Origin of the sequence: Bradyrhizobium sp. JYMT SZCCT0180 (assembly GCF_018130165.1) — a bacterium.
Taxonomy (GTDB): domain Bacteria; phylum Pseudomonadota; class Alphaproteobacteria; order Rhizobiales; family Xanthobacteraceae; genus Bradyrhizobium.
In genome coordinates, this window is the sequence record NZ_JAFCLZ010000011.1 from 201,664 (window position 1) to 225,842 (window position 24,179).

Annotated in this window: 23 protein-coding genes; 11 read left to right on the plus strand and 12 right to left on the minus strand. The window is 64.1% G+C overall.

Annotated features, from left to right (window positions below):
• Window positions 1-123 precede the first annotated feature (123 nt).
• Window positions 124-1,524 carry a TAXI family TRAP transporter solute-binding subunit gene (locus JQ641_RS18120; protein WP_211997330.1) on the minus strand — a complete coding sequence of 467 codons (1,401 nt, stop codon included), beginning with the start codon at window positions 1,522-1,524 and terminating at the stop codon, window positions 124-126.
• A 135-nt stretch (window positions 1,525-1,659) separates the two neighbouring features.
• Between JQ641_RS18120 and JQ641_RS18125 the strand changes: the two genes are divergently transcribed.
• The 3 genes from JQ641_RS18125 to JQ641_RS18135 all read left to right on the plus strand — a co-directional run bounded on the left by JQ641_RS18125 (window position 1,660) and on the right by JQ641_RS18135 (window position 4,182).
• Entirely contained in the window at window positions 1,660-2,715 is a 1,056-nt protein-coding gene (locus JQ641_RS18125) for a glycosyltransferase family 4 protein (protein WP_211997331.1), read from the plus strand.
• 39 nt (window positions 2,716-2,754) lie between these two features.
• Complete coding sequence (locus JQ641_RS18130; protein ID WP_211997332.1) at window positions 2,755-3,444, plus strand: class I SAM-dependent methyltransferase; 690 nt, start codon at window positions 2,755-2,757, stop codon at window positions 3,442-3,444.
• Window positions 3,445-3,564: 120 nt separating this feature from the next.
• Window positions 3,565-4,182, plus strand: a complete 618-nt coding sequence (locus tag JQ641_RS18135; RefSeq protein ID WP_211997333.1) for a hypothetical protein — start codon at window positions 3,565-3,567, stop codon at window positions 4,180-4,182.
• Between the two features lie 195 nt (window positions 4,183-4,377).
• Here JQ641_RS18135 and JQ641_RS18140 read toward each other — a convergent pair whose 3' ends face one another.
• Window positions 4,378-6,042 carry an aminotransferase class III-fold pyridoxal phosphate-dependent enzyme gene (locus JQ641_RS18140; protein WP_211997334.1) on the minus strand — a complete coding sequence of 555 codons (1,665 nt, stop codon included), beginning with the start codon at window positions 6,040-6,042 and terminating at the stop codon, window positions 4,378-4,380.
• 34 nt (window positions 6,043-6,076) lie between these two features.
• Between JQ641_RS18140 and asd the strand changes: the two genes are divergently transcribed.
• Together asd and JQ641_RS18150 are read left to right on the plus strand one after the other, a co-directional pair.
• A complete protein-coding gene (asd, locus tag JQ641_RS18145; RefSeq protein ID WP_211997335.1) occupies window positions 6,077-6,946 on the plus strand; it encodes an archaetidylserine decarboxylase in 870 nt (289 codons plus the stop codon).
• A 118-nt stretch (window positions 6,947-7,064) separates the two neighbouring features.
• Entirely contained in the window at window positions 7,065-7,235 is a 171-nt protein-coding gene (locus JQ641_RS18150) for a hypothetical protein (protein WP_211997336.1), read from the plus strand.
• 64 nt (window positions 7,236-7,299) lie between these two features.
• Here JQ641_RS18150 and JQ641_RS18155 read toward each other — a convergent pair whose 3' ends face one another.
• Entirely contained in the window at window positions 7,300-7,731 is a 432-nt protein-coding gene (locus JQ641_RS18155; protein ID WP_211997337.1) for an NUDIX hydrolase, read from the minus strand.
• 95 nt (window positions 7,732-7,826) lie between these two features.
• On the opposite strand from JQ641_RS18155, the gene JQ641_RS18160 reads away from it, so the two are divergent.
• Entirely contained in the window at window positions 7,827-8,363 is a 537-nt protein-coding gene (locus JQ641_RS18160; protein ID WP_211997404.1) for an NUDIX hydrolase, read from the plus strand.
• A 119-nt stretch (window positions 8,364-8,482) separates the two neighbouring features.
• Here the strand turns inward: JQ641_RS18160 and JQ641_RS18165 are convergent, their stop codons facing one another.
• From JQ641_RS18165 to JQ641_RS18175, 3 genes are all read right to left on the minus strand, one after another.
• Window positions 8,483-9,913 carry a FecR family protein gene (locus tag JQ641_RS18165; protein ID WP_211997338.1) on the minus strand — a complete coding sequence of 477 codons (1,431 nt, stop codon included), beginning with the start codon at window positions 9,911-9,913 and terminating at the stop codon, window positions 8,483-8,485.
• A gap of 206 nt (window positions 9,914-10,119) precedes the next feature.
• Window positions 10,120-10,440: a hypothetical protein gene (locus JQ641_RS18170; RefSeq protein ID WP_249150523.1), complete on the minus strand. Its 321-nt coding sequence runs from the start codon at window positions 10,438-10,440 to the stop codon at window positions 10,120-10,122.
• A 244-nt stretch (window positions 10,441-10,684) separates the two neighbouring features.
• Complete coding sequence (locus tag JQ641_RS18175; protein WP_211997339.1) at window positions 10,685-11,554, minus strand: DUF2147 domain-containing protein; 870 nt, start codon at window positions 11,552-11,554, stop codon at window positions 10,685-10,687.
• 167 nt (window positions 11,555-11,721) lie between these two features.
• Between JQ641_RS18175 and JQ641_RS18180 the strand changes: the two genes are divergently transcribed.
• The 3 genes from JQ641_RS18180 to JQ641_RS18190 all read left to right on the plus strand — a co-directional run bounded on the left by JQ641_RS18180 (window position 11,722) and on the right by JQ641_RS18190 (window position 14,729).
• Window positions 11,722-12,651, plus strand: coding sequence for a DUF2147 domain-containing protein (locus JQ641_RS18180; protein ID WP_211997340.1), 930 nt, complete (start codon window positions 11,722-11,724; stop codon window positions 12,649-12,651).
• 354 nt (window positions 12,652-13,005) lie between these two features.
• Complete coding sequence (locus tag JQ641_RS18185) at window positions 13,006-14,205, plus strand: extensin-like domain-containing protein (RefSeq protein WP_211997341.1); 1,200 nt, start codon at window positions 13,006-13,008, stop codon at window positions 14,203-14,205.
• A 56-nt stretch (window positions 14,206-14,261) separates the two neighbouring features.
• On the plus strand, window positions 14,262-14,729 hold the full coding sequence (locus tag JQ641_RS18190) for a hypothetical protein (RefSeq protein WP_211997342.1): 468 nt from the start codon (window positions 14,262-14,264) through the stop codon (window positions 14,727-14,729).
• A 10-nt stretch (window positions 14,730-14,739) separates the two neighbouring features.
• On the opposite strand, the gene JQ641_RS18195 is transcribed toward JQ641_RS18190, so the two are convergent.
• The 6 genes from JQ641_RS18195 to JQ641_RS18220 form a co-directional block, all read right to left on the minus strand.
• On the minus strand, window positions 14,740-15,648 hold the full coding sequence (locus tag JQ641_RS18195; RefSeq protein ID WP_211997343.1) for an FAD binding domain-containing protein: 909 nt from the start codon (window positions 15,646-15,648) through the stop codon (window positions 14,740-14,742).
• Window positions 15,645-18,335, minus strand: a complete 2,691-nt coding sequence (locus JQ641_RS18200) for a molybdopterin-dependent oxidoreductase (protein WP_211997344.1) — start codon at window positions 18,333-18,335, stop codon at window positions 15,645-15,647. The genes JQ641_RS18195 and JQ641_RS18200 overlap by 4 nt, the downstream gene beginning before the upstream one ends.
• Complete coding sequence (locus JQ641_RS18205; RefSeq protein WP_211997345.1) at window positions 18,332-19,009, minus strand: TetR/AcrR family transcriptional regulator; 678 nt, start codon at window positions 19,007-19,009, stop codon at window positions 18,332-18,334. Before JQ641_RS18205 ends, JQ641_RS18200 begins: the two co-directional genes overlap by 4 nt.
• A gap of 123 nt (window positions 19,010-19,132) precedes the next feature.
• Window positions 19,133-19,615 carry a peptidoglycan-binding domain-containing protein gene (locus JQ641_RS18210; RefSeq protein WP_211997346.1) on the minus strand — a complete coding sequence of 161 codons (483 nt, stop codon included), beginning with the start codon at window positions 19,613-19,615 and terminating at the stop codon, window positions 19,133-19,135.
• A 211-nt stretch (window positions 19,616-19,826) separates the two neighbouring features.
• A complete protein-coding gene (locus JQ641_RS18215; protein ID WP_211997347.1) occupies window positions 19,827-20,081 on the minus strand; it encodes a PilZ domain-containing protein in 255 nt (84 codons plus the stop codon).
• 248 nt (window positions 20,082-20,329) lie between these two features.
• The gene (locus tag JQ641_RS18220) at window positions 20,330-20,971 is read right to left on the minus strand and encodes a TetR/AcrR family transcriptional regulator (protein ID WP_211997348.1); all 642 of its coding nucleotides are present in this window, start codon (window positions 20,969-20,971) and stop codon (window positions 20,330-20,332) included.
• A gap of 188 nt (window positions 20,972-21,159) precedes the next feature.
• Between JQ641_RS18220 and JQ641_RS18225 the strand changes: the two genes are divergently transcribed.
• Both JQ641_RS18225 and JQ641_RS18230 read left to right on the plus strand, forming a co-directional pair.
• Window positions 21,160-22,494, plus strand: a complete 1,335-nt coding sequence (locus JQ641_RS18225) for an HlyD family secretion protein (protein WP_211997349.1) — start codon at window positions 21,160-21,162, stop codon at window positions 22,492-22,494.
• A 45-nt stretch (window positions 22,495-22,539) separates the two neighbouring features.
• Window positions 22,540-24,132 (plus strand): DHA2 family efflux MFS transporter permease subunit, encoded by a 1,593-nt coding sequence (locus JQ641_RS18230; RefSeq protein ID WP_211997350.1) that lies wholly within the window; start codon window positions 22,540-22,542, stop codon window positions 24,130-24,132.
• Window positions 24,133-24,179: the final 47 nt, after the last annotated feature.

Sequence of the window (24,179 nt, forward strand, 5' to 3'; positions counted from 1 at the left end):
AAATGGTTTCGTCGCGTTAGGGAATTGTTTCAGGACGGCTTCGTCGCAGGGTTTAAGGACGGCAGCGGGGCGCAGTTCGTGCGCAAAGCATTAAAAGAATAGAGAAAATGCTGCCGTTCTTGCTCAGCTCTGCAGCGCCCGCAGCCGCTGCATGTCGGGTTCGGCGGTACCGATCGTGGCGCGGCGGTCGGTTACTGCATGGTGGAATTGTTCGAGCGCCAGTCCGATGGCGGCTAATTCCCCGTCCTCGATCGCACCGTCCTCGTGACAGTCGAGCGCCTCGCGCAACAGCGCATCCGCCGTACCCTGCATCTCGAACAATTCTTCGGGCGTTTGTGCCGTGCGCGCCTTCGAAATCAGGTCGAGCAGATTGTCGCGATGCCCGGCATATTGCTCGCGCTCTTCGCGCTTCCAGTAATGCTGCAGCCACGCCCAGGCCGAACCGATGCCCGAGAACACCATGATCGCGAACCAGAGATAGTCGCTGTTTCTCTCGAGGAACGTCCGCTCGTTGCCGTCGATATAGGCGGCGGCGCCGGTATGCGCGGGCAGCGCGGCGTCCTTGTCGGTGTCCGGCTTCTCGATTTGCGAGGCGCTCGGCAATTCGCGCGCGAGCTGCTGGCGGTGGGTGAAGATCTGGCGTGCGAGCGCACCGACCGCGGTGTCGGACAGCGTCTTCGGCGCGATGATCAGATGGTTGACGCTGACGGTATCGATCTTGTCTTCGGGGCGCGCCGGCGATGATGCGAAGATGCTGCCGGGAATTTCTTCGGCTTCATAGACCGGGTGCTTCTTCGAAATCGTCTCCGACACGTCGATCGGGAGAAATTTCGGTTCACCGCGGACCGCGACGGTGGCGTTGATCGCGTCGACGGTGATCTTGCTGTTGAGCGGGCCGACCGTCATGAACGCGTCGACGGTCTGGTCGCGCGCCATCTCGGCGAGCTGATTGACGCCGAACTGGGTGATCGTCACCTTGTCGACCTTGATGCCGGCTTCGGTCAGGATCGTGCGCAGCAGCTTGACGTTGGCCTCGGTTCGTCCGACGACGCCGACGCGGTGTCCGGCGAGTTCGTCGAGGCTCTTGATCTTGGCCACCGGCGTTTTCTTGGACCCCTTTGGCGCGATGCCTGACGGCGCCCACAGCACGACGACGTTCTTGCGCAGGATGGCGACCGACTCGGCATTGGCCGGCAGGTTCAGATCGCCGCGCGCCACCGCAAGGTCGGCCTTGCCGCTGTTGAACAGCGCGATGCTCTCGACCGCGCCCGGGGTCGAAACGAGCGACAGCCGAACCGAGCCGTGGTCGCGCGCGAAGGTCTGCGCCATCAGCTGGATCAGTTTCTGATCGTCGCTTCCGGGCGGGCCAACCGCGATCCGCAAAGTAGTCGGCTGCAACAGATAATAAAGCGTGGCGGCAGCGGCGCCGAAAACGAAAATTCCGGCGGCGAGCACCAGCAGCGAATTGTTCTTTCGCTTCCGGCGCGGACGGGATGGAGCGGAATTTACGTTCGGGTTTGACATCGTACTGTCACGTTACACGAAAAAGCGCCGGGGCGACGGGAAAAACATCCTTACAGATCGATGACGTCATACGCTTGAAATATCCATGAACGAACGTCGGGAAGTGAGAATCATGGATAATCCCGGGGTCCCGACATGCGGGTATTGATAGCAACCGACGCCTGGCATCCGCAGGTGAATGGCGTTGTCCGGACGTTAACCTCGCTGGCGCGCAGTGCGTCCAAGCTTGACGCCGAGATCAGCTTCCTGACCCCCGACGGATTTCCCTCCGTCGGCGTCCCCACCTATCCCGGCTTGCGCATCGCGCTGCCGAACCGCCGCGAGATCGCTCGCCGCATCGAGGCGGCGGCGCCCGAGGCAATTCATATCGCGACCGAAGGCCCGATCGGCTGGGCGGTGCGCGGCTATTGCCGCCGCCGTAAGCTCGCGTTCACCACGTCTTACACCACGCGCTTCCCGGAATATGTCGCGGTCCGCACCATGATCCCGGCCAGCGTCGGCTACGCTTTGTTGCGCCATTTTCATGCGGCGGCGTCGACCACGATGGTCGCGACCGCTTCATTGCGGCAGGAGCTGAGCGAGCGTGGTTTTCGCAAGCTTGGCTTCTGGACGCGCGGCGTCGACACCGATCTGTTCTCACCTGAAAACCCGGCCACGATCGACCTGCCGCGCCCGATCTTCATGACCATGGGCCGCGTTGCCGTTGAAAAGAATCTCGAAGCGTTTCTCTCGCTCGATCTGCCGGGAACGAAAGTCGTTGTCGGCGACGGGCCGCAGCGGGCGCAGCTCGCGCAGAAATATCCGCACGCCGTCTTCCTCGGCGAGAAGAAGGGCGAGGATCTCAGGTCGCATCTCGCCGCCGCCGATGTCTTTGTGTTTCCGAGCCTCACCGACACGTTCGGCGTGGTGCAGCTGGAAGCGCTGGCCTGCGGCACGCCGGTTGCGGCGTTTCCGGTCACCGGACCTCTGGACGTCATCGCCGATCATCCGATCGGCGCGCTGGACTGGGATCTGCGCAGCGCCTGCCTGCGCGCGCTCACCATGTCGCGCGAGGCGTGCCGGAGTTTTGCGCTCGGACGCTCCTGGGAGAACAGCGCCCGTCAGTTTATCGGCAATCTGGCCGCGCTGCAGCCCAGCCGCGCCACGCTGCCGGCGCGCCGCATCCCCGGCACCAGCGCCGTACAGGGCTGAGCAAGTTCTATCTAACGAAGAGAGACGAGAAGGCAGACCATGGCAGACATCATCAAGCTTGACGGCACCAGGGCGTTGGACTTCGACCGCGAGACGGTCGAGCAGGCCTACGACCGCTGGGCACCGGTGTACGACCTCGTTTTCGGCGGCGTGTTCAGCAAGGGCCGCAAGGCGGCCATTCAGGCCACCAACAAGATCGGCGGCCGCGTGCTCGAGGTCGGTGTCGGCACCGGCATCTCGCTGCCGCAATACGCAGCCCACTTACGCATCTTCGGCACCGACATTTCGGAAGCGATGCTGCAGAAGGCCAAGAAGCGCGTCGACGAGCTCAAGCTGAAGAACGTCGAGGGCCTGGCTGTCATGGACGCCGAGAAGCTCGAATTCCCCGACAACTCCTTCGACGTCGTGATGGCGCAGTATGTCGTCACGGCCGTGCCGAATCCGGAAGCGGCGCTCGACGAATTCGCCCGCGTGCTGCGCCCGGGCGGTGAACTCATCATCCTGACCCGCGTCAGCGCCGACGCCGGCATGCGCCGCTTCATCGAGCAGCGCCTGCAGCCGGTGGTTCGCCCGCTCGGCTTCCGCACCGCCGAGTTCGCCTGGTCGCGCTACGCGCAGTGGCTATCAGGCGCTGATGGCATGGAGCTGGCGGAGCGCCGCCTGGTGCCGCCGCTCGGCCACTTCTCGCTGGTGCGTTTCCGCAAGGTCGACGTCGCGAAGGCAGCGTAGCGCGCGATAGCGGCGTCGCTTCAATGCGGCGCCGCGAAACTTCATATGACATTTAGATGATGTCATACGCCGGACATCGAATCCCGTTAATCCTTAACCCGAAAGAATTTGGGGGAGATCATGATCAAGAACTTCATGCAGGAACTGCGAACCCAGCGTTGGGACGACCATCGCTACTATCACCACAGCCGCATCAACCAGTCGCTGCACTTCGTCAGCGCCGCGAGCTTTCTGTTCGCCTATGTCATGCTCTTCATCGATCCCGTGGTGTCGGCGCTGGTCGGCTGGCTGGTGTCGATGACGTCACGCCAGGCCGGGCATTTCTTCTTCGAGCCCAAAGGCTATGACCACGTCAACCACGCCACCCACGAGCACAAGGAAGAGATCAAGGTCGGCTACAATCTGCAGCGCAAGGTCGTGCTGATGGTGATCTGGGCGCTGTCGCCGGCCGTGCTGTATCTCGATCCGACCCTGCTTGGCATGTTCGCGCCGTGGGAGACGACGGCGGACTTCATGCGTCAGGTCGCCAAGATCTGGCTGGCGATCGGTATCGGCGGGCTGCTGTTCCGCACCATCCATTTGTTCTTCATCCGCGACGTCGAGACCGGCCTCGTCTGGATGACCAAGATCATCACCGACCCGTTCAGCGACCTCAAGCTCTACTACAAGGCGCCGATCGCCCTGATGAAGGGCGAGCTGATCGACCCGGGCCTCGAGAAGCACGTCAAGCACGCCTGAGAATTGGTTTTGAATCTATCAAGTGCGCGTCATGCCCGGGCTTGTCCCGGGCATCTACGTCTTCGGAGCTCCGTCATTGCGAGCGAAGCGAAGCAATCCATTTCTCCGCACGGGGATAGATGGATTGCTTCGTCGCTTCGCTCCTCGCAATGACGAAGGAGGCTAGGCCAGCTGATGACTATGGAAATCGTGCGCTCAGCGCCCGAACCTCTTGGCAAACATCTCTTTCAGGATCTGCCGCTTGATGTTCTTGTTGGTGAGGCCTGCATCATGCCACCACCAGCCGTCGCGCTTCATCTTCTCGGTGGCGCTAACGAAGCGGTCGGCGACCGCGGCAAAATCGTCATCGGTATAGTTCAGGCTGAAGATCAGCCGGCCCGTGCCGACCCAGCTCAGCGCCAACCCCTCGGCGCGCAGGTAATATTGCAGCATCCAGTTGTAACGGGAGGGCTCGGTATAATGCACCATCCAGATCGACGACAGGTTGCTGACGCGCACCGGAAGGTCCTGCGCCGCGAGCCGGTCGTTGAGCGTCTTGGCGCGGGCGTTCCAGGTCTCGTCGAGGCCGTTATAGACCGAGTTGAAATTCGGGCTGGCGAGTCGGCCGAGGAATTCGTCCATCGCCGTCATGACGTAGGGATGCGAATTGAAGGTGCCGCGGGCAAAGCAGATGTCGGCCGGGCGATCGTCGCGAAAACGCCGCATCAGGTCCTTGCGGCCGCAGACCACACCGACCGGAAGTCCGCCAGCAAGGCTTTTTCCGTACGTCACCATGTCGGCGCGGACGCCAAAGTATTCCTGCGCGCCGCCGGCGGCGAGCCGGAAGCCGACAAAGACCTCGTCAAAGATCAGCACGATGCCGCGCTCGGTACAGACCTCGCGCAGCTTCTTCAGCCATTCGGTATAGGCGGCGCGGTCGAAATTGCCGGAACGCGAGCTGTCGACCAGCGCGGAATCGCCGGGCGCGTTGGCGTTCGGGTGCAGCGCCTGCAGCGGATTGACCAGCACACAGGCGATGTCGCGGCGCGTCTTCAAAACGTGCAGCGTCCGATCGGACATATCGGCGAGCGTATAGGTTTCGTGCGGCGAGACGGGGTTGCCGACGCCGGGTTGCACGTCGCCCCACCAGCCGTGATAGGCGCCGGCAAAGCGAACCAGATGCGTGCGTTTGGTGTGGTAGCGCGCCAGCCGCACCGCCTGCATCACGGCTTCGGTGCCGGACATGTGGAACGAGACTTCGTCGAGGCCGGAAATCTCGCACAGACGCTTGACGTTGTCGGTGATGACGGGGTGGTAGGGGCCGAGCACCGGTCCGAGCGCATGCGCGCGCTTTTCCGACTCGGTGATGCAGTCCTTGTAGAAGTCGTTGCCGAAAATATTGACGCCGTACGAGCCGGTCAGGTCGTAGGAGACATTGCCGTCGACATCGGTGACGGTGACGCCGGAAGAGGACTGCACGAAGGCGCTGGTGGAGAGATGCTCGCGCACCAGGCGGCTGTACTGGAACGGCACCCGGTAGGCTTCGGTGAATTGCAGGTCGGAAATGTGCTCGGCCGCCTCGGCGGTCATCTGCCGGCCCTTGGGACAACGGTCCTGATAGACGCCGGCGAGCCGGAAGAAGCCGTCCTGGCGCTGCGCCGCGACATCGGCCGGCGCGCCGTCGGAAGAGAAGAACTCGCCGATATCGAACTCGTAGTGCGGCATCAGCCGGGCGACCATCTTGGACATCTTGGAATGTCCGGTCAGCGAGCGGTGTTTGGCGCGCGACAGCGCCAGCCGCGCCTGCAATTTGGGGAAGGTCACCGCGGCGCCGGCAATCGCAACGGCGGACAGCGACAGAATCGAAAGGGGCGAATCCATGCCACCAGCGCTAGCTAATCCTGCTAACAGATTCATGACAGTCAAAGGCCTGATTTCGGCCTTTACCCAGCAGGAAGACCTCAATTTCCTGCTGACCAACCGGATTCCACGGGCGGCCGTCACCCGCTTCATGGGGTGGTTCAGCAAGATCGAGAACCCGCTGGTGCGGGATGCCTCGATCGCCTGCTGGCGGCTGTTCTCCGATCTCGACCTGTCGGAGGCGAAGAAGACCGAGTTCAAGAGCCTGCACGATTGCTTTACCCGCGAGCTGCGCCCGGGCCTTCGTTCCGCCGACCCGGATCCGAGCGTCGTCGCCAGCCCCTCCGACGGCATCATCGGCGCGTTCGGCCGGATCGAGGACACAGAACTGTTCCAGATCAAGAGCGCGCCGTATTCGCTGCTGGACCTGCTCGGCGATCCCGCCTTGGTGGAGCGTCACCGCAACGGCCGTTACCTGACCCTGCGGCTGACCTCGAGCATGTACCATCGCTTCCACGCGCCCTATGACGCCACGATCGAGCGGGTGAGGTTCATCCATGGCGACGTCTGGAACGTCAATCCGATTGCCTTGAAGAGGGTGGAACGGCTGTTCTGCAAGAACGAGCGCGCGGTGCTGGAGACGCGGCTGGCCTCCGGCGAAGCGCTGACCTTGGTGCCGGTCGCCGCGATCCTGGTCGCCAGCATCCGGCTGCACTTTCTGGATGTGACCCTCAACGCGCAGAGCAGGGGGCCGGTGGAGTTTCCCTGTGACGTGCGCGTGCGCAAGGGTGATGAGCTCGGCTGGTTCGAGCACGGTTCGACCATCATCGTGCTGGCGCCGGAACATTTCGAATTCGCGGACAATGTCAGTGAGGGTGCCCGCGTCCGCGCCGGCGAGGCGTTGCTGCGAAAACCAATGGGATGATTGTGGTGCCTTGCAAGGCTCTGCCGCGACTGTGAGCAGGATCACCGAGGTGCCACTACACATGGTGCGATTATCCTGGCTCCGCTAACACCTCCGCAGCAAACAAGGGAGCAGTGCCATGACGCAGACCAGCAAGTCGATCAATGGAATCCCGCGCACATTGGACGAGCAAGTCTTGAAGGATGCTGAGCTTGAGTCCGTCTCCGGTGGCGCCATGTTCCGAAGCTCGTTCTCTGACGCCCTGAAGTCAATCGGGGAAGGACTTGCAACAATGGCACGTAAGGGCTGACCACGTCGTCAGCGCCGAAGCGACCCGGCGGCGGTACTCAATAAATCTTGCTGCGTGCCGGCCGTCAGGTGCGGACGCCTCCTGCTATGCCGAGCTCGGCAAGGGAGGGATAGTCGGCGTCCACGATGTTCGCGAGTCCGCGCATTTCGCCGATGCTGAACCATCGCAGTTCGGTATGTTCATCGCACATATTGGCGGGATCGCCGCCCTGCCAGGCGGTCACGGCGTAGATGTGATGCAGCGCATCGCCATAGAGCTCCGGCCGGCGCTCCCTGACCGCTGTGATCAGGCGGAACTCGGTCGGTGTCACCCCGGTCTCTTCCTGAACCTCACGGATCAAGGCATCATCAAGGTTCTCGCCATCCTCGACATGTCCGCCGATCGTGTCCCAATGGCCTGGCCAAACCTTTTTCGAGGGCGCGCGCAAGCCGAGAAGGACCTTTCCGGTTGATCCGATCAACAGAGCACCGACGGTTCTGGCGGCTTTGTCGTGCATGGCGGCTTCTCTGGGCTGACGAACACAGACGGTAGCATCGGCGCGTGAAATTCTCTATGTGTGGGGAATTCCAACGATGATCGGAGAGGGTGGCGATGGCGCGGACGCCTGTGCTGGCGGCGGGAGGCATTGTATTGCGGCAGGCGGCGACGCCGCTGGTCGCGATCGTGCGCCTGCGCAAGCGCGATGAATGGGTCTTGCCAAAGGGCAAGCTCGATCGCGGCGAGACGCCGCGCGACGCGGCCGAACGCGAAGTCAATGAAGAGACCGGGCACGATGTCGCCGTGCACGAGTTCCTCGGCACCCTGGTCTACGAATCCCGCGGCGGCTCCAAGGTCGTGCACTTCTGGCGCATGGAGGCGGGCGCCGAGCCGGTCCGTAAATTGATGCGCGACGTGAAGGCGGTCGAGTGGTTGCCGCTGGCCGACGCGGTCGAGCGGCTGTCGCGGGGGTATGAGCGTGCGTTTCTGGAAAATGTCGGGCCGATCGCGATGGCTGCGGGGAGCATCATGCAGACCGGTACGTCGGTTGCTCGTGTGCCTGAGCCCGTGCGTGTCGAAACGGTTAGTGAATTCCGGGATCGGCGCAGCCTCATGCAGAAGATGTGGGACTGGTTTCGGCGCGCAGCGTGAGTGGTTCAAGCATTTAGCTCGTCATGCCCGGCCTTGTGCCGGGCATCCACGTCTTCGCTTCCGCGAGTAAGACGTGGATGGCCGGGTCAAGCCCGGCCATGACGGAGAGCGGAGCTGAGCTACCGCACATCCTTCGGCGGCTTGCTTCCTCTTAGCGGAGGCACGCGAGCCGGCGCGGGCCGAGCCGGCTGACCTTGCCGCACCACACCGGGCGCAGCCTGCAAACCGCCGGGCCGCAGGCCTTGCCGGAAGCCCGGTTGCTGAACGCCCTGTTGTTGACCGCCGGGCTGCTGGACGCGCTGCGGCCCACCAGCTTGCGAAGGTGCACCGGTTTGCGCGGGCGCGCCCGGTCGTCCGGCCGTCGCCGGTTGTTGCGGCTGACCGGGTCGAGGCGGCAAGCCGGTCTCTCGCGGCGAACCTGATGGCGTCGATCCCGGCCTCTGCAATTGCTGACCCTGCCGGTTAGGCGAGCCCGGTTGCTGCAGCTGTTGCGGCTGGCCCGGCCGGTTCTGCAATTGTCGTTGCCCGGGACGGATCTGCTGACCCGGCTGCTGCTGTTGTCCGGGACGGTTCTGCAGACCGGGCTGTTGCTGTCCCGGACGGTTTGGCAGGCCCGGTTGCTGGCCGGTGCGGTTCTGTCCCGGCAATCCGTTTTGCTGCGGTCCGCGGCGCGGTGCGTTGCCACGATTGAAGCCGGGGTTGGCGCGGCGGAAGTCGCGCTGCTCGTTGAAGACGCGGCGGCCGAGATTTTGCGTCGAGTGCACCTGGCGCACAAAACCCTGATCGCGCAGCACCTGCTGCGGCGAAATCGTCAGCGGCACCGCGGCAAAGCGCATGCCGCCGCTGCCTGGGCGAATCGTAAAGCCGCTGGAGCCCTGGCTAAGGAAACCCAGCCGCGCGCCGGCGCGGTCGTTGACCTCGATGCGTCCGACCCTGCCGTCGGCGTCGGGATAGAGTTTGATGGCGACGTTGTTCGGGCTGTTGGCGGCCGCACCTTCCGGCACCTCGACGAGGCCGGTGGTGCCGCGAATGCCCAGCGTTGCGGTCGGCGTGGTGATTTTCATGTCGCCGGTCTTGGCGACGGCGGCGGCGACGAAGGCAACCGTGCCCTTGGCGACGTCGAACACGCCGGCATTTTGCTTGCCGCCATCCTCATAGACATAGCTGTCGATGGTGATCTGCGAATTCGCCCTGAGGTTAAAGGTGGTGGCGTCGCTGAAGGTGATGCCGAGCGAGGATTTTGCGCCGGTCTGCACGACGTCGTTCAAATAGATGTCGTCCTTGACCTTGAGCGGTGTGGTCTCGTTGTTGCGGACCACGCTGGCGCTGCCGATCACGGTGGCGACATTGCCGATCGGCTCTTCCGCGGCCTGTTGTGCGTCGGCCGCGGGAGCCGCCGGATCGGGCGCGGCCTGTGCCGGCGCCGCAGGCGCAGGTTCGGCCTGCGCCGATCGTGCTGTGACGGAGGGGCCTGCGAAACCGTTCGTCGCGCCAACCAGCGTACCGCAAACCAACAGCAGAAGAAGCGCGAATCGCAACCGGCGCAGCATCAAGGAGAGTTCCGGGAAATCAGGGCGGGAAACAGGGCAGCAAACCAGGGAGAGACGAGGGCGAGGAGCGGCGCCGCGATTTCAGCGCTGCCGGACTGAATGCAGGATGAACGTTTCCGCCTTGTTGTCATGGTCAGGCAAAACGGACAAGCGCCACGTCCGGCATTGCCGGGCATGGCGCTTTCTCAGCTTACATAGAGAGTTGATCAGCCGCGCTTGTTCGGGGTCAGGTTCAGCGGCTTCGACGGCCTCGCCGACGGCGCGTAGCTGACGGGCGTGGCGGCCGGGGGCTCGTAACGGAACACGGCCTTGCAACCGTCGCTGAGCGACGCGCGCTGCCGGATCATGCAGGCGGTGACGCGATCGACATCGGGAATTTCCGCTCCGCACAGCCGCATCGCGTCGCCGGCGCACATCTGCTCCTGCTCTTGCGTATGGGCCTGGGAAACGGTCGTCAGCATCCCGAATGCAAGCGTGGCCGCGATCAGCAATTGGCAGTTGCGGATGGTGGAGCGTGCGAAAGCCATGGAGTGTCCCTCTTGCAGGTTTGGTGAGTGGTGCGCCCGAGTTGCGCGCCGGGTGGCGCCTCGTTGGGCAAGAGAACTACGCGGGCTCGGTTTCGGGATTTCTTCGTCGCGGGACCAAAACGGTTTCGTCGCGCGGAGAATTGTTTCGTCGCAGGTCGCGAGTAAGGAGTCGTTAACGAATGGAATCGCGAGAAAGGGCCCCGTGACGTGTCACGAGGCCCTTCACGTCCAGTTCGAAGAAAGATCAGCTCACGCGCTTCCAGGTCTGGCCGCCGCAGAACATGCCGCCGAAGGCGCAGCCCTGCACGCGGAGCGAGCCGTTGCTCTTCATCGACATCGTCGAGTCGTACTTGCGGCCGCTGTTGGGATCGTTGATCCGGCCGGCCCATTTCGAGCCCTGCGGCCGCATGTTGATCAGGATCTTTTCACCGGTCTTGACGGCATAGCCGCAGAGATTGTCGCCGCACTGCTCGATGCGCACATTGCCCTTGTTCTCTTCGGTGGCCCAGACGCCGATCGGCGAGTCCGGATCGAACGAGGGAGGCGCGTCGACCGGAGCCGGAGCGGGCGCTGCGTACCTGGCGGGAGGAGGCTCGGCAGCCGGAGGAGGGGCCGGTGGTGCGACGTCGGCCTGCGGAGGCGCGGCGGCATAGGTCGTCGGAGCCGGGGCCGGGGGAGGCGCGGGTGCCGCCGCCTGATCAGGGGCCGGCGCGCGGTCCTGTCGCGGAGGCGGTGCTGCATAGTCATCATCGTTGTAGCGCTTGGCCTGGTAGCCCTTGTAACGGGACTTGCCGGCCGCCGGCGCGTAATCGTCATTGTACCGCCGGTCGTCGTTGTAGCGCTTGTCGTCGTTATAGCGCCGGTCGTCATCATAGCGTTTGGAATCGCTGATTTGGGGCCGTCCAGGAGCCGGTGCGACGTCGTCATCATCGTCGTCGCGGTTGGAATTGAGGCCCTTGAAGCCGGGTGCCGTGATGTTGATGCAGGACAGCGAGGCACAGCCGCGCGGCGCATGGATGTGCACGCGCTGGCCTTCGATCTGGAACGAGAAGCCACCGGCATGGGCCGAGGTGGTGGCCAACAGCAGGGCTGCGAGGATGTAGAGCTTCTTCATGAGAGCCTCCTGAGCGGCTTGAATTGGTTGGCGATGAACTTGCGCGGACCCTATGCCCGGCGGCGCGCGCCTTCTGTGACGTAGGTCACGGGGGAACCAGGTGACTCAAATCACATCCGGGGAACCGCCCGCGGCCTAGCTTCGGCGCTTAATCCGGGAAGGGTCCGATGAAGCGTTTCTGTTTTCTCGCCGCACTGATGCTGCTCAGTCCGTCCGCGTATGCCGGCGACTCGATTTCATTCGTGGTCGGCGGCCATCGCATCCAGATCGACGCGTCCAGATATTGCCGTTCGACCTCCTGCGCCTCGGTTTCGATTTCGGGCACCTCGCGCAACCAAAGCCGTTATGACGACCGAGGTCGTTACAACGACCGGGATCGCTATGACGACCGAGGTCGTTATGACGACCGTGATCGTTACAACGACGAGGATCGCTATCGCGATGATCGCAGGATCAGCGAGTCAACGAGGACATTGCCAACCGCACCGGCGGTCGTGCCGCCGCCGGTTCAATCCGTCGCCGCTCCGCCGCCGGCCGTGTACAGGCCGGCCGCCGCCGCCACGCAAATCGTGCCCGCGCCGCAGTCGCCCGCTCCGCCGGCAACACTCGCTGTTCCGCCCGCGCCACCGCCCCCACCACCTGCGCCACCGGTTGCGAAGCCGGCCGAGCCGGCGCGCCCGACGGCCGTGCCGCAGATTTCGCGTGTCTCGCATGATGTCGCCGACGATGCCGACACGCCTGTTGGAGACTGGCAGACCGAAGGCAAGGGATCGGTACGTATCGCCAAATGCGGCAACGCGCTTTGCGGCTACGTGCTCAATTCGTCGTCCAACGACAAGGGCGAGGCCGTCCTGATCAACATGAAGCCGAAAAGCGAGAAGCAGTGGACCGGCAGCGTCTACAGCCAGGCCAGCGGCGACACCTATTACGGCACCATGAATATGAAAGGCGAGAACACGCTGCGCGTCGAAGCCTGCGCGCTCGGCCGCTTCTACTGCTCCGGCAACAACTGGCGCCGGATCAACGCCAGGCCGACTACCACTACTGCGGAAAGCCTGATGTCGTCGCAGCGGACTGTTGCGGAGCCGCGCTCGTAATCATCACGCATGAAAATGCCCGGTGGAGCGACCACCGGGCGAACAGTTTTCGATTGGCTTCACGCCTGGAAGGGGAAGCCTAGAACACGCCGATCACAATGGCGCCGACGAAGGCGAATGCGAGATACGCGGTTACAACGCTCAGTCTGCTGACCATGGTCATGGGAATACCCCTTGGTTCACGTCGTGCCCGCTCATAACGCTCGACGCTAACAAAGCGTTCCCCGCCAAAACAAGTCAGCGTTGTTGCCCATCCCGACCTGTCCACAGCGGGCTGTTCCAGGCAACATGGTAAATGATTCATGAAATCAACGTGTTGAAGACTTCTTAAATAAATTCGCCGAACGTGCGCGGATGACGCGTGGAGTTCGTTTGTATCTCGTCGGCTCCTTCGTCCTTGTCTCCTTGGCGGGTTGCGGCCGCGGACTGTTTCAGTCCGCCGAGCGTGAACCGTGGCGGGCCGAGGCCGAGGTCGCATGCCTGAAGTCCGGAGCGGTCAAGGAGACCCCCGAACTGGTCCGGATTGAGCCGATTTCCGGTCCCGGCGCCTGTGGCGCGCAATTTCCGCTGAAAGTCGCAGCCCTCGGCGAGGGCAGCCCGAGTTTCGGTTTCGCCGACGAATTGCGGCCGCCCGGCACGATCGGCAACCAGCCGCGCTGGCCGGTCCGGCCGGCGCCTGCCGCGGCACCGTCGCAGACCTATTCCGATCAGGCGCTGCGCCAGCCGAGCTATGGCGGGCCGTCCAACGGGCCGATCTCGCTGACCGCGCCGGGCGTGGCCCAGCAGGACGACGAAATCGATCTGCCGGCCGAAGGCGCGCCGCAATCGCGCGACCGGCGCGGCGGCTCTTATATGGCCGCGCCTTCCTATCCGCCGCGCGAGCGCTACCCGGCATCCCCGAATTATTCGCAGGCGCCCGCCGCCGCGCCGCCGCGGCTCGGGCCAACGCTGGGCGATCCCGTCAACACGGTAGGGCCGGTCGCGATCAAGCCGACCGCGACGCTGGCCTGTCCGATCGTCTCGGTGCTCGACCGCTGGCTCGCCGATTCGGTGCAGCCTGCCGCTCAGCGCTGGTTCGGCGTGCGCGTGGTCGAGATCAGGCAGATCTCCGCCTATTCCTGCCGCGGCATGAACGGCAATCCGAATTCGCATATTTCCGAACATGCTTTTGGCAACGCGCTCGATATCGCCTCCTTTACGCTGGCCGATGGCAGGCGCGTGACGGTGAAGGGCGGCTGGCGCGGCATGCCGGAAGAGCAGGGCTTTCTGCGCGACGTGCAGGCGAGTGCCTGCCAGCAGTTCAACACCGTGCTGGCGCCGGGCTCCAACCGTCACCACGAAGACCATATCCACGTCGATCTGATGCGCCGCTCCAGCGGACGGGTGATCTGCCAGCCGGCAGCGGTCTCCGGCGATCAGGTCGCGGGTAGGGCCGGAGGGCGCAGTCCCTACGCGTCATCGCGCGAGCCCTGGACGACGGGTTCGCTCGGCGGCAGGAGGGCGCACCGGCACTCAAGCAAGGTCAACGAAGAAGACGAATTCGACGGGCATTAGCCCTCCGCAGTCATCGTCGCGCGCGATGCGGGGGTTGGAAAAGCCGGACGGACGGCATGAAAAAATCCATCACCATCTATGACGTGCTCGCCCAATATCCGGGGCCGGTGACGCTGTCCACGCCCAAGAGCGCCAGCGTGGTACCGGCTTTGCTCTTGGCATTGTTCTGCGTGTACGTCTTCTTTCAGGACGGTCCGCAGCACAAGGCGTTGGGGGTCGTGATCGGCGGATTCTCTCTGCTCTTCGCCCTCGTCAATTATTTCAGGGACTCGACGATCGAACTCAGTGCGTGGGGATTCACGACAATAGATTATGGAGGTGACCGGGTGAGATGCGCGTGGCGTGCGGCCTCGGAATTCAATGTCTCCTTTGAACGTCCGCCATGCGTGATCTATTTGGACCGCAACCATGAAGACGACTTCTTCGGACCGCGGCGAAGTGTTGCGGTTCTCGGCCCTTTCAATATCCTGGAACTGGCCGCGCTGATGAATGCATGGCGCGATCGGGCGTTAGGCATTCAGTAGCCCTACAACATTACGTCCCCAGCTTCTCCAGCACATCCCGCACCACGCCTTCCAGGAGATCGAGCTTGTAGCCCGTCATCGGCAACGGCTTTGCGCCTGACATCGCAAGCTTGGCGGCCACTTCAATGTTCAACGCATTGGCCGCCTTGCCTTGCATGGCGCCTTCCGCCGCCTTCAGCCGCAGCGGCACCGGCGCGATGCCGCCGGCGGTGAGGCGGATGAACTGGAACACGCCGTCCTTGACGACCGCGCGGGCGCAGATCTCGACCAGCGGCCATTCCGCATAGGCGCGGCTGATCGCGCGCTTGTAGAATGCGCGCTCGCCTTCCAGGGGCTTGGGCAGTTCAATGCCGCGTATCATCTCGCCCGGCTGCAGCAAATTGTCGACGGTGCCGTTGGAGCCGTCGCCGAGCACGTCCGGTATCGACAGCCCGCTTCGCGTGTAGGTGATGATGGTCGCATCATAGGCCAGCAGCGCTGCCGCCATCGTGGAAGGGTGCGGCGCCACGCAGGGGCCGAGATCGAAGGCGACATGATAGAGATGATTGCCATCGCGGGCCGGACAATCCGTGCCGCCCTTCTTCAGGCAGGCGATATGCGGATTCCGAAAATACCAGCAGCGCGAACGCTGCGCGATGTTGCCGCCGAGCGTTGCGAGGTGACGGATCTGCGGTGTTGCGAGGCCCTGCGCCGACGCCGCAATGCCGGGATAGGCGGCGGCGATGCCTCGATCGGCGGCGATCGCGGCGATGGTCGTGTAGGCGCCGATGCGCAGCGTGCCGTCGGCGCCCCAGTTCATGCCCGAGATATCAGACGCGGGCACGATATCCATCAGCGGGCCCTTCGAGACGCCGCTGCGGCGACGTTCGGAAAGGTCAGTGCCGGCGGCGCGGAATTCGGTCGTCATGGCCGGTGTCATGCGGCGGCCCTCCCTTTTAGCGCCGAGATCAAACGGTCGGGCCGGATCGGCAACTCCATCGGCCGGATGCCGGTGGCGTTGTAGATCGCGTTGGCGACCGCCGGCGACGTCGGCACGGTCGCGACCTCGCCGATGCCGACGCTGCCGCCGAGCACGTGATCGAAACCGGCTTCGTCGAAATGCACGTCGATCACGGGCGTGTCGGCGATCCCGGGAATCCGGTAATCCTCCAGCCCGCCGCTCAGCGTATCGCCGGTGCGTCCATCGATCTCGCGCGCTTCATAAAGCGCATAGCCGATGCCTTGAATGACCGAACCCGCCGCCTGGCTGCGCGCCAGTGCGGGCGCGGCGATCTTGCCGACCGCAATGCCGGTGTGGACGTTGAGGACACGGACATGGCCAAGCCAGGTATCGACTTCGACCTCGATCACCTGCACTGAACTGGGCACGCCGGCGCCGATCACCATGTTGGACATCCAGCGCATCATCTTGCCGAAGATCCAGCCCAAAATCCCCACCTGCTTCAGCGGCGACTCAACGCCCGGCGCCATCTGCCTGCTGTCCTCCGGCCGCACGCCTGATGCGGTGAGGTCGGGCGACGCCGCCAGCAATTCGCGCCACGGCGCATTGGAGCCCGGCGCCGGCTTTCGTTTTGCATTTTTTTCGATCGCGGCCTTGAGCTTTTGAATCGCGAGCAATGTCGGCGGCACCACCGAGGCGGTGGTGCGGCTGCCGCCCGAGCCCGGGCCTACCAGCAAATTGGAATCGCCGATGTGAACCTCGACCTCATGCGGCTCGAGGCCGAATTCGCGCGCCACCGTATTGGCGATCACGGTGCGGCTGCCGGTGCCGATATCCTGGATCGCCGTGCTCGCGATCAGGCGGCCGCCCTTGACCGACACTTCGACCTTCGAGCCGGGTTGCCAGAGATAAAGCCAGTAGCCGGTGGCGACGCCGACGCCGCGGCGATAGCGGCCGGTCTGCTCGGCCCGTGACTTCCGGTTGCGCCAGACGTCGAGCCCTTGCGCCCATTCATAAAGCCGCCGCCGGTTGGGATCGGTATCCCAACGTTTGCGCAGCTCGATCGGATCGACCTTCATCCGCAGCGCGGCTTCGTCGATCGCCTGCTCCACCGCGAACGCCATCGGCGGTCCGCCGGGGCCGCGAAACGCCGCCCCCGGCGGCAGATTGCTGATGACGTCGAAATCGGCGAGCTCCTTGCCTTCCGCCGGATAGATCAGCCGCGCCAGGGTGGCGATGGTGGAATTGATCGCGGCGCCGGTGTCGGCATAGGCCGTCACCGACAGCGCTTTCAAGCCGCCTTGCTCGGAGGGCAGCAGCGCGATCTTGACCTCCGACGCCGGGCGATAGCCGGTCACCGAAAGTTCTTCATGGCGGTCGAAGGCGACGCGGACCGGAGCGTTGGCGGCGCGCGCCAGATCGATCGCGATCGTTGTCTCCGCGCCGAGGCTGGCCTTCGAGCCAAAACCGCCGCCGACGTGGTCGGCAATGACGCGGACCTTGTCGTGGTCGAGCTTGTAGCGTTTGGCGATCAGCTCCATCAAATGGAACACGCTCTGCGTCGAGGCGTGCACGGTGAGGCGGTCGCCTTCGAAATGCGCGACCGTGGCATGCGGCTCCAGGCAGGTATGCGATTGCGTGCCGGTCCGGAATACGCCTTCGACCAGCAGCGGATTTTTCTCCTGCCGCGCGCCCTCGACCCAGCTCCGCACCAGCTTGGGCTTGAGCGAGAACGCCGCCGACGGTCCGCGGATGTTCGCCTTCCACGGCGCCGGCGAGCCGCCGCCTTCGGAGACGTTGCCGGCCTTCTTGCGGTCCGCCTTTTCGAACACCACGGGCGCATTGGGCTTGCGGGCTTCATCGAGCCCGATCACCGAGGGCAGACGTTCGCTGGTTATCCTGATCGCGGCAATCGCCGCCAGCGCGGTCTTGCGATCCCTGGCCGCGACGGCGGCGATGGGCTGGCCGACAAAGCGGACGATACGGTCTTCGGCGAGCAACGAGATCGCGGCGCCGACACCCGGCAGCGCCAGCGCGGGCGCGAAATCGAGTTCGCCGATTTTGCCATGGGCGATCTCCGAGCGCAGGATGACGCCTTCGAGCTGGCCTTCATGCTTGATATCGACGGTGTATTTTGCAGCACCCGTCACCTTGTCGCGCGCCTCGACGCGCGGCGAGACGATGTCGCCGCCGTCGAACTGGCCGCTGCAGGCCGCGGCCACCGCGCTGAAGATGCCGTCATAGGCGCCGCAGCGGCACAGATGCCCCGACAGGACAGCGCCGATCTCGTCGCGCGAAGGAGTTGCCGTTCCTCGTGTCGCGCGCCAGTGGCCGTGGAACGCCGCGGCCTCGACGATGAAGCCCGGCGTGCAGAAACCGCATTGCAGCGCGTCGTGCACCATGAACGCCTTCTGCACCGGATGCAGCTTTTCGGCGCCGATGCCCTCGACCGTGGTGACGGTCTTGCCGGCGGCGGCGCGGGCCGGCATCAGGCAGCTCGCCACCGGCGCACCATCCACCAGCACGGTGCAGGCGCCGCAAACGCCGGCGCCGCAGACGAGCTTGGTGCCGGTGAGGTCGAGATCGCTTCTGACCACATCGATCAGCATGGCGTCGAGGTCGTCGGGCAGGGGCGCGACACGGCCGTTGATCGTCATCGTACTCATCTGCGATCTCCTGATTTGCGGGCGGTTTTGCTTGCGACAGGTTTTCTTGCAGTTTCTCTTGCAGTGTCCCTTGAACGCGGCTTCGGCGCTGGACTCACGGCGCCGGCGACCAGCGTGCGCACCATGATGCCGAAATCCCGCAGGAAGGCGTCGGCCGGCTGCATCGCCGGATAGGCTGATTTGGTGCCGTTGAACGCCATCTCGACGCAGCGCGCGAAGTCGGGCGCGGTCATGCCCTTGATCGCGAGACGCTGCTTGCGGCAGACGCGTTCGATCGTGGACGTCAGCTGCGCGGCATAATGCGCGGCATATTTCTGGTAGATGTCGCGGGCCTGCAGCAGGTGCTCGGAGAACAGCTCTTCGATATGGGGCGAACCCTCGAGCGGCGCGATCAACTGCCCGATCCGCGCGGTGATCTCTGCGATCAGGATGTCGGCGAGACCGCCGCCGGCCTTTTCGGTGGCCTCGCCCGCCGCGATCTCGGCGGCCAGCGCGTTCTCATGCAGCCGCTCGATCACGGCGCGGAACAGTTCTTCCCTGGATTTGAAATGATGGTAGAGCGCCTGCCGCGTCAGGCCGGCGGCCTCCGCCGCCTGCTCGATCGACGAACGCCGAAACCCCTGCCGGCGGAACACCAGCATGGCGGCATCGAGGATGCGGTCGCGGGGCTTCATTTGACGAATTTGACAAAATGAGACGAAGTGTCAAATGACGGATTTGTGTAGGGGCGCGGCTAACTGCCCCACGTCTCGCCGCCGGTCGCGGCGGCCGGGTTCAAGCCCAGTAGCATTTGCGGATTACCGGCGTCCGAAAATTCCGCCGACTACGCCGCCCACGACACCGCCGATCACGCCAACCGGATTGCTTCCGCCGCGACGACGGGCGCGGCGCTCGTTACCGGACTTGTTGTCGCGGGCGCTGGCGTTCGCCGTCGAGACCGACTCGTTCAGGAGTGCCTGATGCTGCAACGTGTTGAGGAAGCCGGTCTTGGGATAGTCGCGCGCGGCCTGCCAGCGCGTGATGACGGCGCGGGTCCGCGCGTCGAACTTCCCGTTGGCCCTGGTGTCGAAGCCGAGCCGGGTCAGCCGGCGCTGCAGGTCGCGGCGCTTTCGCTTGTCGAGGCCGATCCGATCCTCGGTTTCCTGGGTTGCTTCGTCGGTGAAGACCGCCTCATCGACGGATGCGGCCTGATCGCGCGTGGTCGTGCTGGGCCCCGCCTTGGCAGCGTCCGAGCAGACAAGAATTCCCAGGATCGATAATGCAAGGATCAGGACACGCATGGCCTCTTGTTCCCCCGAGTCTCTCAAATGATTGCGCTTTGAGAGCCTGCGTCGGCGCAAATACGAACCCAGCTTTTGAATCAAAGGTCGATTTTGGTTTCGTCGCAGGCAACTTCTGGCGGGAACACTTGTTCCATGGCGTGCGCGGATTGTTGCACCGCATCGCGCGCAGCCGCGCGGCGGTCAGCGCAAGCAGGCGGCGCCGTCCGCCCTAAACGAACTTGATCCCGATCAGGTCGCCCTTCTTCCAGGCGACCTTGCAGGCCCTGCCCGGGGAGGCCCGGTCGAACTTCAGATGAAAATGCGGCTTGACGAATTGCGGGTCTTCCACCCGCAATTGCGCACCGCCCTCTGAAATGTCGATGACGGTGCATTGACGCGCGGCAAAACTGCCGTCGATGGTCATCCATGCGGCTTGGTTGGTTCGCCGGCGCGAGGGCCGGGGCTTTCGACCGAAAATTGCCATGGCGGATTCCTCCCGCGGGTCAAACGCGGAGAGGGAGCGCCCGGTTGCAGTTGCGGACAATTTGAAGGAACGGGAGGCGGAGGCGCCGCTGGAATGCGAAGATGTGTGCCCAACCTCAACTGTCGTCGCTCGCGAAGGCGGGCGATCCAGTATTCCAGAGACATCAGTGATAGAGCCGAGAAGCCGCGGCGTACTGGATCCCCCGCATGCGCGGGGGATGACAGTCTTTGTAGGGAGCGACGTCGCCGTCAGTCCCGCTTCGCCCGATACGCCGTCAGAAACACCCGCGTCGCGCTGTCGACGACGGTTGCGATCTGCTCTGGCGACGGTGAGGGCTTGGCCTGGAAGATGAAAGCCTGAAACAGCGTCGCCTGGCACATCTGCATGAACTGCCAGGCCGCCAGTTCGTAATCGTCGATCGCGAGTTCGCCGAGCCGTCCCCGCGCCTCGAGATAAGCGGCGAAGCGGTTGACGGTGCGGGCCAGCACATTGTCATAAAATCTGCGGCCGACGTCCGGCATCCGCTCCGCAATCGACATCACGGTGCGGATCGCCGAGCCGCCGCCGGGCCGACAAAGCACCTGGATGTAGGCCCGGCCGAATTCCGGCAGCGTGATGTCGACGTCGCGGTCGGGATCGAAATTGAATGCGGTCTTGCCCTGTTCGATCGATTCTTCCTCGACGATGGCTTCGAACAGGCGGTGCTTGTCGGCGAAATAGACGTAGAGCGTTCCCTTGGAGACGCCGGCGGAGCGCGCGATCTCGCCCATGCTGGCGCCGTCGAACCCGAGATCGAGGAACACCTTTCGCGCGCCGTCGAGGATCTGGCGGCGCTTCGAGGAATCCTCGTCGGCGACGACATCAAGCGTATGCGACGTATCTGCAACCATTGGTTTATCTTCTCGGGAAAGATTTCAACCGGACATATGCACGGGAAGGTGCTTTCGATCTATGGTCCTTCACGCAAATGTATCTTGACCGAACGGTTCGGTCAATGTTAATTCTGGGAATGACGATGCCTTCACGGCCGGGTTTCGGCTGCGTCTGCGCCGTGCACGAGTAATGGGGAGGCCGGAGTATGGCCGCAGCGAGAGACCAGGCCGCACGCGTCGTTCGGCAACAGCCGGAGGCGTCGGCTCGTCAGGAGCCGGAGGCGGCAACGGCCGAAGACGAAGCCGCGCGCGACCCCGCCCAGTTGGCGGACCAGCTTCGAACTCACGTTGCGGAAGAAACCAGGCGCCAGCCGGCAACCGCTCCGGGCGCGCCGGCGACCGACAGGCCGGCCGCACCGCCCGCCGATGCCGCACAACCCGCCGCGCCGAAATCCGGCAAGCGCAAATTCGTGATGATGGGCGTGTTCGCGTTGCTGGCACTCGCGGCCGTCAGCTACGGCGTCTACTACACGTTCATCGGACGCTTTTACATCTCGACCGACGACGCCTATGTGCGTGCCAACAACACCACGCTGGGTGCGCGGGTCGCGGGCCATATCGCTTCGATCATTCCAGCAGACAATTCAATCGTTCGCGCCGGCGACGTCATCTACAGGATCGATGACGGCGATTACCGCATCGCCGTGGAAGCCGCGCGCACCAAGATCGCGACCCAGCAGGCCACCATCGACCGTATCGGCCGTCAGGTGGCGGCGATGGAAAGCGCGGTCGAGCAGGCCAAGGCGCAACTCGTCTCCGCGGAAGCGGCGCTGAAGCGCGCAGGTCTCGACTTCGACCGCCAGCAGGCGCTGAGCACCAAGGGCTTTGCCTCGCGCGCCACGTTCGAAGTTTCCGAAGCCGGCCGCGATCAGGGTGTCGCGCAGGTAAAATCGGCGCAGGCGGCCTTTGATGCCGCGCGCGACAATGTCGAGGTGACCCGGGCGCAGCAGAACGAAGCCCGCGCCCAGCTGGCGGAATTGCAGACCACGCTGGCCAAGGCCGAGCGCGATCTCGCCTTCACCGCGGTGCGTGCGCCGGTCGACGGCACCTTCTCCAACCGCATCGTCAACACCGGCGACTACATCCAGGCCGGCCAGCGGCTCGGCAATGTGGTGCCGCTCAACGACGTCTTCATCGACGCCAATTACAAGGAAACCCAGCTCAAGCGGATCCGCCCCGGCCAGCCCGTGACGATTTCCGTGGATGCCTACGGCCATCGCAAGTTCGCCGCCGTGGTCGACAGCATCTCGCCCGCGGCGGGCTCGGTGTTCACGCTGCTGCCGCCCGATAACGCCACCGGCAATTTCACCAAGATCGTGCAGCGGCTGCCGGTGCGGATACGGGTGCCGAAGGATGTCGCGAAGCAAAACCTGCTGCGCGCAGGCATGTCGGTCTACACCACCGTCAACACCCGTGACGGCGCGGCCGATGCGGACAACGAGGCCGACCTCGACGCGTCGCCGATGCTTCATCCGAAGTAATTTTTTCAGCGCCGGGGTTAGCCCCGCGCGCGTCCTGAGCAGATCATGGCAGACGCCACCACCGCATCGCCGTCGATGATACCAGCCGCAGGCGTGCCGGACGAGCGCATCCCGCCGCGGCGGCTGTTTGCGTTCCTCATCATGGTGTTCGGGATGTTCATGTCGATCCTGGACATCCAGATCGTCTCGGCATCGCTGAACGAGATCCAGGCCGGGCTTTCGGCAAGCTCGAGCGAAGTGTCGTGGGTGCAGACTTCATATCTGATCGCCGAGGTGATCGCGATCCCGCTGTCCGGGTTCCTGTCGCGTGCGCTCGGCACCCGCCTGCTGTTTGCGATCTCCGCCTCCGGCTTCACCATCGCGAGCTTCTTCTGCGGCTTTGCGTCGACGATCGAGCAGATGATCGTGTGGCGCGCGCTGCAGGGATTTCTCGGCGCCGGCATGATCCCCACCGTGTTCGCCTCCGCCTATACGGTGTTTCCGCGCTCGAAATTCTACATCGTCGGTCCGATCATCGGCCTCGTCGCGACGCTGGCGCCGACGATTGGTCCCACCGTCGGCGGCTACATCACCGACCTGATGTCGTGGCACTGGCTGTTCTTCATCAACATCATTCCGGGCATCGGCATCACCATCGGTGTGCTGATCCTGGTCGATTTCGACGAGCCGAACTTCAAGCTGCTCGAACATTTCGACTGGTGGGGCCTGCTGTTCATGGCGGGCTTCCTCGGCTCGCTCGAATATGTGCTTGAGGAAGGCCCGCAATATCAGTGGCTGCAGGATACGTCGGTCGCGGCCTGTGCTGCCGTCTGTCTGGTGTCGGGAATCGCGTTTTTCTGGCGCGTGCTGACAGCGCATGAGCCGATCGTCGACATCCGGACGTTCGGCGACCGCAATTTCGCCATCGGCTGCCTGATCTCGTTCTGCGTCGGCATCGGGCTGTATGGCCTGACCTATGTTTATCCGCGTTATCTCGCCGAAGTGCGCGGCTACAGCGCGCTGATGATCGGCGAGACCATGTTCGTCTCCGGGGTCGCCATGTTCCTCACCGCGCCGATCGTCGGACGGCTGATGACCAAGGTCGACATGCGTTACCTGATCGCCTTCGGGCTATGCAGCTTCGCGCTCGGCTCTTATTTGATGACCTGGATCACCCGCGAATATGATTTCTATGAATTGCTGGTTCCGCAGATCCTGCGCGGCGTCGGCATGATGTTCGCGATGGTGCCGACCAACACCATCGCGCTCGGCACGCTGGCGCCGGAGCGGGTCAAGAACGCCTCCGGCCTGTTCAACCTGACGCGCAATCTCGGCGGCGCGGTGGGGCTCGCGCTGATCAACCAGGTGCTGAACGAGCGCACCGACCTGCACATCTCCCGCCTGCACGACCGCATGAACTGGGGCAACGCCACAGCCGTGGAGACGCTCAACATGTTCACCCAGCGCATGCAGGGCATGGGCGACGCCGCGCGGATGGCGATGAAGCAACTATCGCAGATCGTCCACCGCCAGGCTGTCGTGATGGGGTTCGGCGACGCCTTCTTCATGCTGGCCGTGTTTTATGTCGGCCTCAGCCTTCTGGTCGTGCTGCTGAACAAGCCGCCGGCGCTGGCGGCGGGTGGCGGCCCAGGGCATTAAAGTGGCGGTCTAACGTGGCGGACGATTTCCCCGGATATCGCTGCGCT